General features: G+C 64.9%; 15 protein-coding genes. 6 read left to right on the forward strand and 9 right to left on the reverse strand.

Annotation, left to right across the window (positions count from 1 at the left end; translation table 11 throughout):
- Positions 1-69: 69 nt before the first annotated feature.
- The gene (locus ABIA45_RS29395) at positions 70-993 is read right to left on the reverse strand and encodes a polyprenyl synthetase family protein (RefSeq protein ID WP_036038510.1); all 924 of its coding nucleotides are present in this window, start codon (positions 991-993) and stop codon (positions 70-72) included.
- A gap of 161 nt (positions 994-1,154) precedes the next feature.
- On the opposite strand from ABIA45_RS29395, the gene mtgA reads away from it, so the two are divergent.
- The 3 genes from mtgA to ABIA45_RS29410 all read left to right on the forward strand — a co-directional run bounded on the left by mtgA (position 1,155) and on the right by ABIA45_RS29410 (position 2,965).
- Complete coding sequence (mtgA, locus tag ABIA45_RS29400; protein WP_036002223.1) at positions 1,155-1,829, forward strand: monofunctional biosynthetic peptidoglycan transglycosylase; 675 nt, start codon at positions 1,155-1,157, stop codon at positions 1,827-1,829.
- 171 nt (positions 1,830-2,000) lie between these two features.
- Positions 2,001-2,183 carry a 50S ribosomal protein L32 gene (gene rpmF, locus ABIA45_RS29405; RefSeq protein ID WP_007598106.1) on the forward strand — a complete coding sequence of 61 codons (183 nt, stop codon included), beginning with the start codon at positions 2,001-2,003 and terminating at the stop codon, positions 2,181-2,183.
- Positions 2,184-2,323: 140 nt separating this feature from the next.
- Positions 2,324-2,965, forward strand: a complete 642-nt coding sequence (locus ABIA45_RS29410; protein ID WP_404654566.1) for a hypothetical protein — start codon at positions 2,324-2,326, stop codon at positions 2,963-2,965.
- A 226-nt stretch (positions 2,966-3,191) separates the two neighbouring features.
- On the opposite strand, the gene ABIA45_RS29415 is transcribed toward ABIA45_RS29410, so the two are convergent.
- Entirely contained in the window at positions 3,192-3,452 is a 261-nt protein-coding gene (locus ABIA45_RS29415; protein WP_271541742.1) for a hypothetical protein, read from the reverse strand.
- A 222-nt stretch (positions 3,453-3,674) separates the two neighbouring features.
- Between ABIA45_RS29415 and ABIA45_RS29420 the strand changes: the two genes are divergently transcribed.
- Positions 3,675-5,366 carry a bifunctional diguanylate cyclase/phosphodiesterase gene (locus ABIA45_RS29420; protein ID WP_275501840.1) on the forward strand — a complete coding sequence of 564 codons (1,692 nt, stop codon included), beginning with the start codon at positions 3,675-3,677 and terminating at the stop codon, positions 5,364-5,366.
- A 104-nt stretch (positions 5,367-5,470) separates the two neighbouring features.
- Here ABIA45_RS29420 and ABIA45_RS29425 read toward each other — a convergent pair whose 3' ends face one another.
- The 7 genes from ABIA45_RS29425 to ABIA45_RS29455 all read right to left on the reverse strand — a co-directional run bounded on the left by ABIA45_RS29425 (position 5,471) and on the right by ABIA45_RS29455 (position 15,090).
- On the reverse strand, positions 5,471-6,979 hold the full coding sequence (locus ABIA45_RS29425; protein ID WP_404654567.1) for a tripartite tricarboxylate transporter permease: 1,509 nt from the start codon (positions 6,977-6,979) through the stop codon (positions 5,471-5,473).
- A 4-nt stretch (positions 6,980-6,983) separates the two neighbouring features.
- Positions 6,984-7,469, reverse strand: coding sequence for a tripartite tricarboxylate transporter TctB family protein (locus ABIA45_RS29430; protein ID WP_404655772.1), 486 nt, complete (start codon positions 7,467-7,469; stop codon positions 6,984-6,986).
- Positions 7,470-7,641: 172 nt separating this feature from the next.
- Positions 7,642-8,619: a tripartite tricarboxylate transporter substrate binding protein gene (locus ABIA45_RS29435; protein WP_404654568.1), complete on the reverse strand. Its 978-nt coding sequence runs from the start codon at positions 8,617-8,619 to the stop codon at positions 7,642-7,644.
- A gap of 204 nt (positions 8,620-8,823) precedes the next feature.
- Positions 8,824-11,691, reverse strand: a complete 2,868-nt coding sequence (locus ABIA45_RS29440; protein ID WP_404654569.1) for a PAS-domain containing protein — start codon at positions 11,689-11,691, stop codon at positions 8,824-8,826.
- A 228-nt stretch (positions 11,692-11,919) separates the two neighbouring features.
- On the reverse strand, positions 11,920-12,795 hold the full coding sequence (locus tag ABIA45_RS29445) for an acyl-CoA acyltransferase (RefSeq protein WP_404654570.1): 876 nt from the start codon (positions 12,793-12,795) through the stop codon (positions 11,920-11,922).
- Between the two features lie 41 nt (positions 12,796-12,836).
- Positions 12,837-13,817, reverse strand: a complete 981-nt coding sequence (locus ABIA45_RS29450) for an amino acid--[acyl-carrier-protein] ligase (RefSeq protein WP_404654571.1) — start codon at positions 13,815-13,817, stop codon at positions 12,837-12,839.
- A gap of 55 nt (positions 13,818-13,872) precedes the next feature.
- Positions 13,873-15,090 carry an acyl-CoA dehydrogenase family protein gene (locus ABIA45_RS29455; protein WP_404654572.1) on the reverse strand — a complete coding sequence of 406 codons (1,218 nt, stop codon included), beginning with the start codon at positions 15,088-15,090 and terminating at the stop codon, positions 13,873-13,875.
- Between the two features lie 360 nt (positions 15,091-15,450).
- Here ABIA45_RS29455 and ABIA45_RS29460 point away from each other — a divergent pair, with 360 nt between their 5' ends.
- Positions 15,451-15,723 carry a phosphopantetheine-binding protein gene (locus ABIA45_RS29460; protein WP_404654573.1) on the forward strand — a complete coding sequence of 91 codons (273 nt, stop codon included), beginning with the start codon at positions 15,451-15,453 and terminating at the stop codon, positions 15,721-15,723.
- Positions 15,724-15,810: 87 nt separating this feature from the next.
- On the forward strand, positions 15,811-16,686 hold the full coding sequence (locus ABIA45_RS29465; protein ID WP_057025947.1) for an S-methyl-5'-thioadenosine phosphorylase: 876 nt from the start codon (positions 15,811-15,813) through the stop codon (positions 16,684-16,686).
- Positions 16,687-16,715 lie beyond the last annotated feature (29 nt).

Below are 16,715 nucleotides of genomic sequence, written 5' to 3' on the forward strand. Positions count from 1 at the left end.
AAAAGATCATGCCCGAACAACAACCTAAAGCGCGATGACGATTCATCTTCATCGCATCGCGCTTTAAGGTCAGTTCTTCCGCTCGGCCACGAAGCGCGCGGCGGCCTGCAGCACGGCGGCGCGGTCGCCGAAGATCGAGACGGCGCTGTCGGCGCGCGCGAGCAGGTCGCGCACGCGCTGCTTGGCGCCTTCGATCCCGAGTTGGGTCACGAAGGTGGTCTTGCCGAGCGCGGCATCGGCGCCGGCCGGCTTGCCGAGCGCGGCCGCATCGCCCTCGACGTCGAGCAGATCGTCGGCGATCTGGAAGGCTTCGCCGAGCGCGCGGCCGTAATCGTCGAGCGCCTGATATTCCGCCTTCGAGGCTTGGCCGAGGATTGCGCCGGCGATGCAGCCGTAGCGCAAGAGCGCGCCGGTCTTCATCTGCTGGATGCGGGCGACGTCGATCGGCTCGTTGCCGCCAAAGCGGCCTTCGCCGGCGAGATCGAGGATCTGCCCGCCGACCATGCCGCCGATGCCGGCGCAGCGCGCTAGCGCGCGCGTCAAGAGCAGCCGCACATTGGCGTCGCGATGGACCTCGTCGCGGGTGATGATGTCGAAGGCGAGCGTCAGGAGGCCGTCGCCGGCGAGGATCGCGGTGGCGTCGTCGGTTTGCTTGTGCAGGGTGGGGCGGCCACGGCGCAGGTCCGAATTGTCCATGGCCGGCAGGTCGTCATGTATCAGCGAGTAGCAATGGATGCATTCGAGCGCGGCGCCTACGAGCAATGCCGCCTCGCGCGGCACGCCGAACACGGCGGCGCTCTCGACCACCAGGAACGGCCGCAGGCGCTTGCCGCCGTTCAGGCTCGAATAGCGCATTGCGTCCATCAGTCGCTTGGGCCGGGCTATTTCGTCATGCAGGATGTCGTCCGACAGCAGGCGCCCGAGCAGGGCTTCGGTGTCATCAGCGGTCTTGTCCAGACGTTTGGCGAAATCGGACGGGGACGTGCCGGTCATCAAGAAGGGCTCCAGAACTAAAATTCGGCGGGACAATCCTTTATGAGCCCGCCCCAGTCAATCGTTTGGAAGGCCTAAAAAGTGCTGGAAAAGGCCCGAATTATCACAGACTTAATGCTCCAGCCCGTGGCCGCTCGTCAGTTCGTGCCGGAAAGGTCGATTTGCGCATCGTCAAAATCCTGCTGGTGGTGCTCGCGCTCGTGGTCCTCGCGCCCTATGTGATCGCGCCGTTCTACCGCACCGGTCACCCAGTTTCGACGCTGATGGCCTGGCGCAGCCTGCGGGGCGCGCCGATGCAGCGGGAGTGGATCGATCTCGCTGATATGTCGCCCTCTCTGCCGCGCGCGGTGGTGGCGGCCGAGGATGCCCATTTCTGCAAGCATCACGGCATCGATTGGGGGGCGCTGCGCGAGGCGATCGACGACGCCAGGGAGGACGGCACCGCCTTCCGGGGCGCCTCCACCATCACCCAGCAGGTCGCGAAGAACCTGTTCCTCTGGCAGGGGCGCGACTTCGTTCGCAAGGCGCTCGAATTCCCGCTGGCGCTTTGGATCGACCTCGTCCTGCCCAAGCAGCGGATTCTCGAAATCTACCTCAACATCGCCGAGCTCGGCCCGCAGGGGCAGTTCGGGGTCGAGGCGGCCAGCGCCTATGCCTTCGGCAAATCGGCCGAAAGCCTCTCGCCCCGCGAGGCGGCGCTTCTGGCCTCGATCCTGCCGAATCCGGTCAAGCGCAGCGCCCGGACCCCGGGACCGGGCGTCCGGCGGCTGGCAGCCACCTATATGGCGCGGGGGCAGGCGAGCTCGCTTGCGACCTGTTGGCGCGAAAATCGCTGATTTTTGGCCCGTTCCGGGCGTATTTTCCGGCCCAAGAGCCTAGCTTTACGGCCAGCCTTCCTCTATAAGCGCGGCCTTGATCGGCATTCAGCTCGCCTCGTTATTTGCGGGTGCTGAGCCGTCCCTTCGCGGACGATGCCCTGATGACACCAATCCCTAGAGGATATTGAAATGGCCGTTCCGAGAAGAAAAACCTCGCCGTCGCGCCGTGGCATGCGCCGCTCGGCGGACGCCATCAAGAAGCCGACCTATGTGGAAGACAAGGACTCCGGCGAGCTCCGTCGTCCGCACCATCTCGACCTCAAGACCGGCATGTACAAGGGCCGTCAGGTCCTGAAGAAGAAAGAGTCCTGAAGCCAGGATCTTTCTCGGGCGGGAGATCGGACCCGCCCGATTTCGGCCAACCCATGAGATAGACGGTGACGGCGGCGGAGCGGATGCTTCGCCGCTGCATTGTTCTGTCCGGATATCTTGATCGAGAAGGCATCAAGCCGATGGTCGGTTTCCCGCTGCTCCTGATTCCGCTCGCGGTCTACAACATCATCGCCTTCCTGATGCCGACCGTGTCCTTCACGGACGTGCTGTTCAAGGTGCCTATGGTGTCCGGAGAGGTCTGGCCGGTCACGCTCGCCGATCTCCTGCTCGCGCTCGGCGTCGTCTTGCTGCTGTTAGAGGTGGTCAAGGGTGCGCGGCCGGGCTCGAAATTCCTGATGGACCATTTGCTGTCGCTGATCATCTTCGGCGCGGCCGCTGCCGAATTCGTGATGTGGCCCAAATTCGGCAACTCCACCTTCTTTCTGCTGGTGCTGCTGGCGATGGCGGACTTCTTCGCGGGCATCGCCCAGCGCACGCGCCGCCGCGTCACCTATGTCGCCGAGACCACGGTGCCGGCGCCGCGCAGGGCCAAGCGCGGGGCAGAAGCGCCGGCGGCGGATGTGGAGTCCGAGCGCAAGTTCGAGCCTGTGATTGCGCCGCAGCCGGCGCCGTCCGCGCCTACCGCGCAATCCGTCGCCGAATCCGTGCTGATGGATCACCCGGCGCCCAAGCCAGTGCAGGGCGCCCCCTCGCCGGAAATTCCCTCGCCGCAGCTGCAGCCGGGGAACGGCACGCCGTCTTCCGACACGCCGCCGCGCTGATTTCTCTGAATTGGCTCGCATCTCACCGCCGCGGCAGTGTGCTCCCTCGCACCGTTCTCACGGGGAGAGGGTTGGGGTGAGGGGCCTCTCTCCGCGGATGCGATAGCCGCGGGACCTCTACCCCCTCACCCGGGATCGCACCGGACGATGCTCGCATCGCCGAGGCGATCCGACCTCTCCCCGCAAGCGGCGAGAGGTAAGAAGCGGGCTCTCACTTCAATCAATCTTAAGCCACCTGACGCGTGCGCGCGCTGACGGTTCCGAGCGGGCGCTTGCTGCCATAGGCCATCAGCGCATCCTCGGGAGAGGCGCGGCGGAGCCGGCTCGTTTGCGGCAGCTGCTCGGCATTGGCGATCAATTGTGTGACGAAGCTCGGATCGGGGCGCGGCAGCGGCGCCTTGCGGACCCACTGCAACGTCGGCATCAGCGGCACCAGGGCCGTGCCTGTGCCGTTGTCCGCCGCGTCCGGTCGATCAGTACCCAACATCGCAATCACCGTTGATCCGGCGAGACTGTCGCGTTTCGGGACGCGGGGGGCCGGTGCGAGTCCTGTACTCGCAAGGCCTATGCCGGCCGGGCCGGATTGGTTCCGACGCCTTCGGAAACGTGGTTTCCAAATTGTTTATCAACTTTGCCTAGGTTCGGCAGCGAATCTGGCTCTATCCTGTGCCGGCTCAGGACTTCTCCACTGTCCCGAAACGAGGCGACTTTGACCCCTGGATTGCCGCAAGCCTCCGACATCCTGGCCGCGCTCGGTCAGGCCGTGTTCGCCTGGGATATCGCCAGCGATGCCATCGTCTGGGGTGAGCAGGTCAGCGCCGTTTTCCCCGGCATTCCCGCCGAGCGGCTTTCGACCGGCGCCGAATTCGCCAAGCTGATCGAGCCTGCGCAAACGCTGCGGACGGCGGCGCTGGCACTGACGTCCCCGGTGCACGGCGCCGACGGCACCCCTTACCGAATCGAATACGGCGTGCGCATGAGTGCCTCCGATCCCGTGATCTGGATCGAGGAGACCGGCCGCTGGTTCGCAGGTCCCGACGGCCGTCCCACGCGAGCGATCGGCTCCGTCCGCATCAACAATGAGCGCCACGCCCGGGACGAGGAATTGAGTAGGCTGGCCCGGCTCGATCCGCTGACCGGCGAGCTCAACCGCTCGCATCTGATCGCGGCGCTGGCCGAGGCGATCGAGGAGACGACGCGCTTCCGCTCGACAGCGGCCTTCATGCTGGTTGGCATCGATCATCTCGCCCGCGTCAACGATGCCTTCGGCTTCGACGTCGCCGACGCCGTGATCCTCGACGTCGCCAAGCGCATTCGCGCGCGCCTGCGCGGCGGCGACGTGCTCGGGCGCTTCTCCGGCAACAAGTTCGGCCTGATCCTGAAGAACTGCACCGTCGACGACATGAACGTGGCGGCCGAGCGCTTCCTCGCCGGCATCCGCGACGAGGTGGTGCCGACCAAATCCGGTCCGGTCTCGGTCACCGCCTCGATCGGCGCGGTCAGCCTGCCGCGCTATGCCCGCAACACCGACGAGGCCGTCAACCGCGCCCATGAGACGCTGGACGCCGCCAAGCGCCGCCGCTCCGGCTCGTTCGCGGCCTGGCGTCCGGATGCCGCGCGCGACGCACAGCGCCGCGTCAACATCCGCGTCACCGACGAGATCGTCACCGCCCTCAACGAGCGCCGCATCAGGCTCGCCTATGAACCCGTGGTCTCGGCTGTCTCGCGCGAGCGCGCATTCCATGAATGCCTGGTGCGGATGGACCAGGGCGACGGCCAGGTGCTGCTCGCGCCCGACATCGTGCCGGTGGCCGAACGGCTCGGCCTGATCCGCCTGGTCGATCACCGCGTGCTCGAGCTCGTGGTCGCCGAGCTCGCGGCAGCACCGGATGTCTGCCTCAGCCTCAACATCTCGCCGGATACGACCATGGATCCGGACTGGTGGGCGGGGATCGAGTCGCTGATGCAGGCCCATCCCGGCGTTGCCGAGCGATTGATCGTCGAGATCACCGAGACGGTCGCGATCCAGGACATCGACGACGTCCGCGCCTTCGTCAGCCGCCTCAAGCATTTCGGCAGCCGCATCGCCATCGACGATTTCGGCGCCGGCTACACCTCGTTCCGCAATCTGCGCAAGCTCGGCGTGGACATCGTTAAGATCGACGGCGCCTTCGTGCAGAATATCACCCATTCTGCCGACGATCGCGCCTTCGTGCAGACCCTGATCGACCTCGCCCGCCGCCTCGACATCAAGACCGTCGCCGAATGGGTGCAGGACGACGAAGCCGCAAACATGCTGCGCGACTGGGGCTGCGACTACATCCAAGGCCGCCTGATCGGGCTGGCTTCGGCGGAGCGCCCGTGGGGCCTGCCGTCGGATGCGCTGCCTGCGGCGAGCTGAGATGCTGTAGGGTGGGTTAGCCGGAGGCGTAACCCACCACTTTACGATCCGCGTCGAGAGAGAAGCGGTGGATTACGCCTTCGGCTAATCCACCCTACAGACCCTCACGCCCCCTCATCCAGCGCCACCAGCTCGCGCTTCTTGCGCAGCGACGGCAGCAGCGGCGCGATCAGCAGCACCAGGGCAAGCACAAGACACACTGCCGAGATCGGCCGCTGCACGACGGTCCAGAGATCGCCCTGCGACAGGATCAGCGACTTGCGCAAATTGTTCTCCATCATCGGACCCAGCACGAAGGCCAGCACCAACGGTGCCGGCTCGTAGCCGAGCTTTCGCATGAAATAGCCGATGATCCCGAACGCGATCATCACATAGACGTCGAACACGTTGTTGCTCGAGCAGTAGACGCCGAGGATCGTGAACAGGATGATCAGGGGGAACAGGATATTGTAGGGCAGCTTGAGCAGCTGCACCCACATGCCGATCATCGGCAGGTTCAGGATCAGCAGCATGACGTTGCCGATATACATGCTGGCGACGATGCCCCAGAACAGGCCGGGGTTCTGCGTGATCAGCAGCGGGCCCGGCTGCAGGCCGTGAATGACGAATGCCCCGAGCAGCAGCGCCATCACCACGTTCGGCGGGATGCCGAGCGTCATCAGTGGAATGAAGGCGCCGCCGGCCGCGGCGTTGTTCGCCGATTCCGGGCCGGCGACGCCCTCGATCGCGCCATGGCCAAACTTTTCAGGCGTCTTCGACAGCCGCTTCTCCAGCGCGTAGGACGCGAATGACGAGATCACCGCGCCGCCGCCCGGCAGGATGCCGAGGAAAAAGCCGAGGATCGTGCCGCGGCCGACCGGACCGGCGCTCGCCTTCCAGTCCTCCTTGCTCGGCAGGAGATGGGTGATCCTGGTGTTGATGACGTCGCGCTTGATCGCCTGCTCGGTGTTGAGCAGCACCTCGGCGACGCCGAACAGGCCCATCACCACGGGCACGAGGCCGATGCCGTCGATCAGCTCCATGCGGCCGAAGGTCAGCCGCGGCTGCGCGGTGATGCTGTCCAGCCCGATCAGCCCGAGCACGACGCCGATGCACGCCATCAGCAATGCCTTGGGCATCGATCCCTGGGTGAGGAAGGTGAGCACGACGAGGCCGAGCACCATCAGGCTGAAATACTCGGCCGGGCCGAAGGCAATGGCGATGCTGGCAAGCTTTGGTGCCACCAGCATCAAGGCGACCAGCGCAAAGGTTCCGGCAGCGAAGGAGCCGAATGCAGCAATGCCGAGCGCGGGGCCCGCACGGCCCTGCTTCGCCATTTGGTGGCCGTCGATGCAGGTCACGACGGAGGCGGCTTCGCCGGGAATGTTGACCAGGATAGAGGTGGTCGAGCCGCCATACATCGAGCCGTAATAGATGCCGGCCATCATGATGATGCCCGATTCCGGCGTGCCCGACAGCGTCACCGGGAGCAGCAGCGACATCGCCGAGATCGGGCCGATGCCGGGCAGCACGCCGACCAGCGTGCCGATGAAAACGCCGATGAAGCAATAGAGCAGGTTGACCGGCAGCAGCGCGACGCCGAATCCATGTGCGACGTTGACAAGCGTATCCATGGGGTCAGCCGATCCCGAACAGGCCTGATGGCAACTGGATCAGCAGCAGCCGCTTGATCACCCACCACATGCCCGATGGCACCAGCACCGCGATCGGGATCGCCAGAGTCCAGCGCACCGGATCGATCAGCCGCAACAGCAGCAGCATCAAGGGAATCGACGACAACAAAAATCCCAGCGGCTCCAGCGCGAAGGCGAATGCCGTGAGGCAGGCGATGAGAACGAGCGGCTTGCTCCAGCGCACGTTCTCCCAGCGCGAGGCCAGCGTCGGCCCGCCCTCGGTGATCGCCGAGACGATGATGGCGCCCGCGAACACGCACATCAGGATGCCCGTGTAGAACAGCACATAGCCGGAGCCGGGATCGTTGATGGTGCCGAGCTTGAGCTTCAAGCCCGACCAGATCACGAAGCCGCCGAGTGCGAGCCCGATCAGCCCGCCCCAGAGCTCGGAGTTGCCGAGGCGGAGCTTGACATTGGTGTCGTTGTTCATATGACGAACCTTATGGGCCACCGTCACCCACGCAGCGGCGAAGCCGTTGTCCTTGAGGTGGCGGATCGTAGCGAGGCCCTCGAATGGCGACCGTGCCCGGTCCATCATTCGAGGCGAGCCGCAAGTACGACTCACCTCAGTGCCGTCAGCATCTGTGGCAGGCAGCCGAACTCTACTTCTTCGCCAGCCCTAGCGTGTTGATCACCTTGCGCTCTGATTCCGTGACTTCGACGACGAACTTCTTGTAGTCCTCGGTATTCTTGTAGTTCGGCACCATGTCGTATTTGGCGAGCGTCGCGATCACCGCGGGGTCCTCGAGGGCCTTCTTGAAGGCGTCGTGCAGCTTGGCGACGATCTTGGAATCCATCCCCTTCGGTCCGGCGATGCCGAACGGAGAATCATAGACCATGGGGTAGCCGAGCTCCTTCAGGGTCGGCACATCAGGGTAATTCGGCGAGCGGGCGCCGGTCCACACCATCAGCAGCCGCAGCTTGCCGGCGTCGACCAGCGGACGCCATCCCGTGGAATCAGCCTGAAGCATGGTGTGCTGACCGAGCACGGCGGCGTTGGTCTCTGCACCTCCCTTGAACGGCACCTGCGTCAGCTTGATGCCGGCCATCCCCGCGATCTGCTCCATGCCGATATGCAGCGAAGTGCCGGCGCCTGGCGTAGCGTAGGTTACTTTGCCCGGATTCGCCTTGGCGAACTCCACCACGTCCTTCCAGCTCTTGAACTGCGATTCCGCGCTGGTGGTCACGCCGAACGTGTAGCCGGTGAGATGGACGATATAGGTGAAATCCTTCGCCGGATCCCACGACACCTCCTGCATCAAGGGCAGACGGAACACGGTGATCGGGATCTGCGAGATGGTATAGCCGTCCGGCTTCGCCGCCGCCGCCATCGTCGCGGGCCCGACCGTGCCGCTGCCGCCGGCCTTGTTGTCGATCACGATCGGCTGGCCCAGCACCTTCGAGGCGCTGTCGGCGATCGCGCGCATCGAGAGATCAGTCGATCCGCCGGCCGGCCAAGGCACGATCAACGTGATCGGTTTCGTCGGGTAGTCCTGCGCATTAACGGCCGTGGAGAGCAATGCGCCCATGACGGCGTGCACCGCGGCAAATGCAATCGTCTTCAGCCCGTATCCCGACATCGAAAGCCTCCCTCGCGGCGGCCTCTCTGGGGTCGCCGTCTCTCGTTCTTGTGAGGCGATTGTTCCTGAATTTGACGGAGAAGAAAAGCGTGTTGCGCACATCGCTGTGCGGCCGTCGGTCAGCTAACGCCGACAGAGCCGACATCTGCGACAATTCGTCGTTTGGCCGCGTGCCGAGAGGTGGAATTTGAGCGGCCGACGCGGTCAGGCCACGCGCCGGACCATGTTCAGCGTCTCGATGGTGCGGCCGACTTCCGAGGCGAGACACGGCTTGCCGAAATAATAGCCTTGGACTGCGGTGCAGCCGCATTCGCGGACGAAGTCGAGCTGTTCCTCGGTTTCCACGCCCTCGGCCGTGGTCTCGACCCCGAGCACGGAGCCGAGGCTCGCGATCGTTCTGACGATGGCAACGCTCTCCGGGCTTTCGCCGAGCGTGCCGACGAAGGAGCGGTCGATCTTGATGCGGTCGAACGGAAACTTGCGCAGATAGCTCAGGGAGGAATAGCCGACCCCGAAATCGTCGAGGCTGACGCGCACCCCGAGTGCGCGGAGCTGGTGCAGGATGTCGATGGTCGCCTTGCTGTCGTCCAGCAGCGCCGTCTCCGTGACCTCGAGCTCGAGCCGCTGCGGCGGCAGGCCGGCTTCCGCGAGCGCGCTCGTGACCATCGCCACCAGCCCGCGGGAGCGGAACTGCACCGGAGACAGGTTCACCGCGACGGTGACGCCGGGCCAGGACGCGGCGGTGGCGCAGGCCGTGCGCAGCACCCATTCGCCGATCGGAACGATCAGCCCGTTCTCCTCCGCAATCGGGATGAACTCGGCCGGAGAGACGAAGCCGCGCGAGGGATGCTTCCAGCGCAGCAATGCCTCGAAGCCGGTGAGCTCGGAGGAATCGAGCCGCATCTGCGGCTGGAACACCAGGTGGAATTCACGCCCTTCCAGCGCGCCGATCAGGTCCTGCTCCAGCGCGTGCCGGCTGCGCGCCTGTTCCTCCATCTCGGGCTCGAACAGCTGATAGGCTCCGCGCCCCTTGGCCTTGGCCTGGTACAGCGCGAGGTCGGCGCATTTCATCAGCTCATCGGCATCGAGTCCGTGGTCGGGTGCGATCGCGATGCCGACGGAGGCGCCGACATGGATCGACTGGCTTTCCAGCGGCGGCGGATGACCGATGATCTCGACCAGGCGGCGGGCGAGCGCCTCGGCCGATTGCGGCTGCGGCCCGCGCTGGAGAACGGCGAACTCGTCGCCGCCAAGCCGCGCGACGGTGTCGTGCTCGCCGACATTCTCCTTGAGGCGCGCCGCGACCCAGCGCAGCAGGCGGTCGCCGGCGGCGTGGCCGAGGCGGTCGTTGACGGTCTTGAAATTGTCGAGATCGAAGCACAGCACGGCCATGGCGCCGCCGGCGATCGCGACCTGGTTCAGTCCCTCGCCCATCTTCTCGCGGAACAGCGTGCGGTTGGGTAGGTCGGTGAGCGAATCGTGCCGCGCCATGTGGGCCACCCGGGCCTGGGCCTTGTGGCGCTCGGTGACGTCCTCATAGGTCACGACCCAGCCGCCATGCTCCATGCGCTTGTGATTCAGCTTGATGATGCGGCCGTCGTTCAAATGGCGGTGCAGCGTGTGCTCGCCCTCGCGCAGCCTCTCGACGTAGTCGGCATAGAGCTTGGCGCCGGTCATGTTCGGATGGATGCCGAGCTCGCAGCTGTGCTCCATGATCTCTCGCATCGAGACGCCTGGCTTCACGATCTCCGGCGATAATCCGTACATCTCGATGTAGCGGCGGTTGCAGACGATCACGCGCAGGCTGCCGTCGAGCATGCACAGGCCCTGGCTCATGTTGTTCAGGGCCGCGTCGAACCGGCGGTACTGCTCGCTCAGCTCCTCGATCGCACGCTCGCGCTCGGTAATGTCCTCATAGGTGGCGACGAAGCCGCCTTCGGCCAGCGCGCAATAGCGCACCGAGATCACCGTGTCGTTCGACATGCGCCGGCGCATCGGCGAGGAATCACGGCTCGCGATCCGCGCGCGGGCGGCTTTGAGGATCTGCTGCGGGCTGTATTCCGGGGAGAACGCGCCGTTCGCTATGGATCGCTCGATCAGCTCGGCGAGGTGGGTGCCGGGGCGGGTCTCCTCCGGCGACAACAGGTAGATCTTGAGGTAGGTGGAGTTGCAGACCCGAAGCCGCATGTCGCTGTCGAAGAAGGCGAGCCCGTGCGCCATGTTCTCCAGCGCCGCATCGAGGATGAAATTCTGCTGCCGCAGCGTTTCCTCGTATTGCAGCCGCTCCGTGACGTCCTCGTGCACCGTCACCCAGCCGCCGTCGGGCAGGAAGCGGGAGACCGCCTGCACCATCCGTCCGTCGTAGCGCATCACCAGCAGCGTCTTCGGCTTCCTGCTGCGCACGTCCTCCAGCCGGCTCTGGTAGAATTCGTCGCCCGACATGCCCGGCAGGTTGCCGCGCGACATCCAGTGCTCGATCACCGTGGAATGCGCGACGCCGGGCTTCACGATCTCGGGGTCGAGGTTGTAGAGCTTCAGGAACCGTTCGTTGCAGACGACGACACGGCTGTCGACGTCGTACATGATCAGTCCGTGGGACATGTTGGCGAGCGCGTGCTGGCTGCGCTCGGTCTGCACGAGCAGTTCCACTTCGAGCCGGGCGAGGCGGGTGACGTCGTCGCAGATCGTCATCCAGCCGCCGCCGGGGAGCGGCTTCAGCTCGAGCGACATGACGAGGCCGCTCGCCAGCATTTGCTCGGTGCGGAACGGCTTGCCCGCGGCGATCTGCGCCATCCGTGTCGAATACAACGCATCGAGCTGGTTTTGCGGAAAGTTGCCGCGGCTTGCGCTGTGCGCGAGCACCTCGCGATAGCTGGTGCCGACCCGCACGATTTCGGCCGACATGTCGAACAGCGTGAGATAGCGCTGGTTCGTCACCACGATCCGGTTTTCGGCATCGTAGACGCAGACGCCCTGTTCCATGTGGTCGAGCGCAAGCTGGCTCAGCGCGACCAGGGCGCCTGGGCCCTGCTCACGACCTGTACCAAGCTCGCTGTCGTGGGTCGACGTCATGGGTCGGCAGGGCCTCGGCGGGCAATAGACTTGATGCAACCTAATTTAGCCGCCGAGGCTAGCGAACAGGCCGGAAAATTCCCTTAAGCGCCGTAGTTTACGGAGGGTGACCGGCGATGGTGAGCGCACGCGTAAACGGCCCGCTGCCAAGGCGATATGCCGTAGCTCCGGACGAGCGCGGCGATATTCCCGCTCTGCTCGTGCAGATTTACAGAGCCGGGCGTTGCTCTACGGCCCGTACAGCACGAGCTCCGTGTCGGTGAGGTCGCCGAGCTGTGGCTGGTGCGGGCCCCTGAAGTATTTCCGGCCGCGCCGCTCGGTGTAGATGCCGACGAGGCCGGGAACCGGACCGTTGGCATCGACGGCCACCGCGATCTTGCCGAGCCGCAGCAGCAGCCGTCCGATGCGGCCGGCGCATTCGGCAAATTCTGCGGTGCTCCGGCAATAGATCAGCTTCATGGCGGGCGGTGCGATGAAATCGCGGCGGATGCGCACCGGTTGCAGGATGAAGGGGAAGGTTCCCTTCGGCGTGCGGCAGACGAGGCTAAGGCAATTGTAGCGCGCATGTCGCGTTAAAAGCTCGGTCTCCGTCTCGGAAAGCCCCTTGATCTCCTTGGCGTGCGGCGGAATGACCTCGATCTCGTTCCAGCGCGGGACGCGCGCTAGCGCAGGGACGGAGAAGAATATGCCGCGGCAATAGGCGCGAAAGCCCTGCGTTTCGATGATCGGCCAGGTCCACTGCGCGGGGCTGATGTTGAAGTAAGTGACGTCCTTGTGCCGCTGGGCGATCTTGGTCAGCAGCGGCGCGTAGTTGCGGTAGGCCGGGTCGACATACCAGCTCGACAAATTGCACCGGATGGCGGTCTCTTCGCCCTCCTTGCGTGAGGTGTAGATCAAGAGCAGCACGCCGACCGGCGTGCCGTCGTCGTCGAGCATATAGCCGAAGCGCGGATAACCCTCCGGCACGGCCCGGAAGGCCTGTCGGCGCAGACCCTGGATCCAGTAGTCGCGTGAACGGCCGACGAAGCCGCGCGTCAGCAAGTCCGCGATCTTGTCGACGTCGGACTCGGTGATCTCGCGGCATCGGACCTTGGTATGGATCACGCTCGTCTTGCCCGTGGAAATGGCCGGCCTCGTGAGTTGCTTCAGCGCCAGCCTTCGCCATGGGCCTCGGCCGCGAGAGGCGGCTGCAGGCTCAGGACGTCCCGCACCTTGGCGGGCCAGGCGGAAAGATCGGTGCCGTGGGTGTGGAACATGGCGACGGCCAGACGGTCCATGCCGAAGGCAACGCACCCGGTGTGGGCCGGCTCGCCGTCGGCATCCTGAATTCCCCAGGTCGTGCCGAAATGCTCGCGGTGATAGTTGAAGCTCATGCACGCCGTCGGCTGCTCTTCCGAGCGCAGTGGGATGAGCAGCTCGAACTTGAGCTGCTGCTGCTTCTGGCTCACCGCCTTCATTTGGCCGACCCGGCCGAAGAACGGATCGCTGGCATAGTCGACGCGGAAGGTGAGGCCGAGGTCGGTCGCGATCTTCTGCGCGCGCACCATCCAGCGCTCGCGGAAATCGGCGACGTCGTCGGGGCTGCCGATGCAGACATATTCGCGCATGCGGAACGATTGCAGCCGGTCGAGATGCTTCGACGGCTCGCGGCGGAAGCAATCCGCGGCAACGTCGAAGCGCAGGCCACCCTTCGGCAATTGGCCGCGGCTCGCCGCGATCGGATAGACCGGATAGCAGGCGGCCGGCGACAGCACGAGATCGGCCGGCGACAGCGAAGTCGTCCAGTCGCCGCCGGCATCGAAGCGGCTCACCGCGGCGTTGATCTCGCGTTCGGTGCCGTGCAGGCCGCAGACGCAGCCGAGCAGGTTGGGAAAGCTCTTGAGATAGCCGGATTTCTCCAGCTGCGAGCGGCTCATCACCGGCGGGAAGCGCATCACCTCGGTGCCGGCCTCGCGATGACCGGTGATCAGCGCGGCGAGCTTCTCGACGATGCTCTCATAAAGTGCGGTGCGAGCATAGACGCCGTCGGCGCCCATGCGGTGGAACAGCTTGTCGGCGAGATGATCGAGCGGATCGATCATCTGCGGCGCGGTGGTGGGCGAGTCGGGGAGGACGGCAATATTCATGGGTCGATGTCCTGCTATCTCAAAATTTTCTTGTTGAAGCGGTCGCGGAGGTACGTCAGTCGCGAAGGCTCGCCGGCACCCCGCTCATCAATGTCGATGTCGCGGCATTGGCCAGGATCCGGTCGTTGTTGATCATGATCGGCGACGACAGCACGTCGCGGAGGTGGCGGCCCATGGTGAACTCGCCGTCGTTGCGATAGCCGGCAAGTCCCGCGGTGCGCATCGCGTGCATCACGGTCTCGACCGCGAGCTCGGAGGCCTGCACCTTCAAGAGCGTGATCGAGGACTGGAAGTCGAGCGAGCTCAGAGCACGCTCGTCGTGCTCGACGCGGGCGAAAGCGTCGATATTGGCTGATATCAGCGCGCGCAGCTTGGCCAGCGACATCTTGGCGGCGGTGAAGTGCGCCGCGGCCGGGGGCATCTGTCCGCCAGACGCGCGAGCCGCCTTGCGGATGAAGGCCTGCGCGCGCGTCACCGCCGCAGCGGCGATGCCGGCCCAGGCCGACGACCAGCACAGATGCGCGAACGGCGTCATGGTCTGGGCGTGGATCTTGTCATAGGATTCCGGGAAGACGCGGTCGGCGGGGCAGTCGACCTTCAGCTCGAACCCCGTCGAGCAGGTGCCGCGCATGCCGAGCGTTTCCCAGCCCAGCGTCCGCTTCAGCGAATAATCGTCCTTGGCGAGCGCCAGCAGCACCTGGTCGGAGGCGGCGGCTTCGGTGGCGCGGCGGGCGATGGTGACGAGGCCATCGGCTTCGGCGCCGTAGGAGATCACGGTGGCGTCGCGCACCAGCGAGACAGTATCGCCGGCATGGTCGACCGCAGCCGCGCTGGCGCGGATGTTGCCGCCGTTCTGGCCTTCGGTGGTGGAGGAGGCGAGCAGCCACTGGTCGCGGGCGACCCGGCGCATCATGGTCTCCATCCAGGGGATGCCATGGCCGTGCCTGATGACGCAGGCGACCTTGGTCTGGTGCATCGCGTAGATCATCGCCGTGGACGCGCAGGCGCGTCCGAGCGTGTAGCAGATGTCGGTGACGTCATGGATCGAAGCGCCGAAACCGCCGAACTCGACCGGGATCATCACGCCGAGCAGCTTCTGCTCACGCGCGACGTCGAACGCCTTGTGCGGGAAGCGGGCGTCGCGATCGACCTCGTCGGCGTCGGCCGCGGCCGCTGCGGCGGTCCGGGCGGCGCGCTCGATCAGGGAGGGACCCTGCTCGAGAAAGCTCGCCTGCATTTCGTCGACAGTGAGGACTGCTTCACGCACGTTCATGCTCGTCCGCCTCCGGTTTGCCGTTCGAGATCGCCGGCATCATTCGCGATGCCGCTTGAGGCGATCCTCCAGCCATCTTTGCTTGTGAGACGAGGCTACGGATTTAATTCAAATTCGTCGATGAAATAGAGGGTAAACAAAACCCAATTCCGAACGAACAGTTAAGGTCCGGTTGTTCAGATCGCCGGATTTTCCGGTATCGCGTTAGGACTCTGGAAGAAGCCTGGATTTCGGACAATCTGAGTCATCGTTTACTAAGAAACGCGAAGTATTGGTGTCGCCCATTGCAGGACCGGCAGCCCGCACCCATCGTAGCCGGCAGTCCGGTCCGACCCGATAGAGACAGATGGGAATTTGCCGATGCAGGCTTTCGATACCGTTTTGCGCAATCGCATCATCAAGCTGGTGAAGGGCATCCTCGAACAGAATTCGCTCACCGCGGACGTTACGCCTTCGGCCAAACTCGTCGATATCGGCCTGACCTCGATGGACATGGTCAATCTCATGCTCGGCGTCGAGGCCGAATTCGACTTCACCATTCCGCAGTCCGAGATCACGCCGGAGAATTTCCAGTCCGTGCAGACGCTGGAGCGGATGGTCGCGATGCAGCTCCAGCCGGCGACCGCGGCTTAACAGGGGCGCATCTCCCCCCGTTCCAAATCCGCCGCAAAACTGGCATAGCTTAACCATGTCACATTTGGCGGACAGGGTGGAGCAGGCATGACGCAGGCGGTATTGGGCATCATCGGCGGCTCGGGCATCTATGACCTGCCCGGCTTAGAGGGTGCGCGCGAAGAGGTGATCGAGAGCCCCTGGGGCGAGCCGTCGGCTCCTTTAAGGCGTGGCTCCATCGCCGGCCTGCCGATCGTGTTCCTGCCGCGGCATGACAAGGGGCACCGGCTGTCCCCCTCCGACATCAATTATCGCGCCAATATCGACGTGCTGAAGCGCGCCGGCGTCACCGATTTGATCTCGCTCTCGGCCTGCGGTTCCTTCAGGGAGGAACTGCCGCCGGGCACCTTCGTTCTCGTCGACCAGTTCGTCGACCGCACCCATAAGCGCGAGAGCTCGTTCTTCGGCCGCGGCTGCGTCGCGCATGTGTCGATGGCGCACCCGGTCTCGCCGCGGCTGCGCATCCATCTGGCGGCCGCCGCGGAGGCGGAAGGCATCGCGATCGCGCGCGGCGGCACTTATGTCTGCATGGAAGGGCCGCAATTCTCCACCTACGCCGAAAGCATGACCTACAAGACGCTTGGCTATTCCGTGATCGGCATGACCAATATGCCCGAAGCCAAGCTCGCTCGTGAGGCGGAGATCTGCTACGCCACCGTCGCGATGGTCACGGATTTCGACTGCTGGCATCCCGACCACGATGCGGTCACCGTGCAGGACATCATCCGCGTGTTGAATTCGAACGCCGACAAGGCGAAGGCGCTGGTGGCGCGGTTGGCCAAGGATTTTCCGCGTGAGCACGAGCCGTGCCCGATCGGTTCGGACCGTGCGCTCGACACCGCGCTGATCACGGCGCCGGAGGCGCGCGATCCCGAGCTCCTGAAGAAGCTCGATGCGGTGGCCGGGCGCATCCTGCGAGCGTGAGACGCAAGAAAAACGAAAAGGCAGAATGC

The sequence above is a fragment of the Bradyrhizobium sp. USDA 336 genome (assembly GCF_044908355.1).
GTDB classification, from domain to species: Bacteria; Pseudomonadota; Alphaproteobacteria; order Rhizobiales; family Xanthobacteraceae; genus Bradyrhizobium; species Bradyrhizobium yuanmingense.

What these genes read in the sequence shown, in the direction of transcription:
- ABIA45_RS29395 (WP_036038510.1), bottom strand. Translation starts at nt 993, where the DNA reads ATGACCGGCACGTCCCCGTCCGATTTCGCCAAACGTCTGGACAAGACC.
- rpmF (WP_007598106.1), top strand. Translation starts at nt 2,001, where the DNA reads ATGGCCGTTCCGAGAAGAAAAACCTCGCCGTCGCGCCGTGGCATGCGC.
- ABIA45_RS29410 (WP_404654566.1), top strand. Translation starts at nt 2,324, where the DNA reads ATGGTCGGTTTCCCGCTGCTCCTGATTCCGCTCGCGGTCTACAACATC.
- ABIA45_RS29415 (WP_271541742.1), bottom strand. Translation starts at nt 3,452, where the DNA reads ATGTTGGGTACTGATCGACCGGACGCGGCGGACAACGGCACAGGCACG.
- ABIA45_RS29425 (WP_404654567.1), bottom strand. Translation starts at nt 6,979, where the DNA reads ATGGATACGCTTGTCAACGTCGCACATGGATTCGGCGTCGCGCTGCTG.
- ABIA45_RS29430 (WP_404655772.1), bottom strand. Translation starts at nt 7,469, where the DNA reads ATGAACAACGACACCAATGTCAAGCTCCGCCTCGGCAACTCCGAGCTC.
- ABIA45_RS29435 (WP_404654568.1), bottom strand. Translation starts at nt 8,619, where the DNA reads ATGTCGGGATACGGGCTGAAGACGATTGCATTTGCCGCGGTGCACGCC.
- ABIA45_RS29440 (WP_404654569.1), bottom strand. Translation starts at nt 11,691, where the DNA reads ATGACGTCGACCCACGACAGCGAGCTTGGTACAGGTCGTGAGCAGGGC.
- ABIA45_RS29450 (WP_404654571.1), bottom strand. Translation starts at nt 13,817, where the DNA reads ATGAATATTGCCGTCCTCCCCGACTCGCCCACCACCGCGCCGCAGATG.
- ABIA45_RS29455 (WP_404654572.1), bottom strand. Translation starts at nt 15,090, where the DNA reads ATGAACGTGCGTGAAGCAGTCCTCACTGTCGACGAAATGCAGGCGAGC.
- ABIA45_RS29460 (WP_404654573.1), top strand. Translation starts at nt 15,451, where the DNA reads ATGCAGGCTTTCGATACCGTTTTGCGCAATCGCATCATCAAGCTGGTG.
- ABIA45_RS29465 (WP_057025947.1), top strand. Translation starts at nt 15,811, where the DNA reads ATGACGCAGGCGGTATTGGGCATCATCGGCGGCTCGGGCATCTATGAC.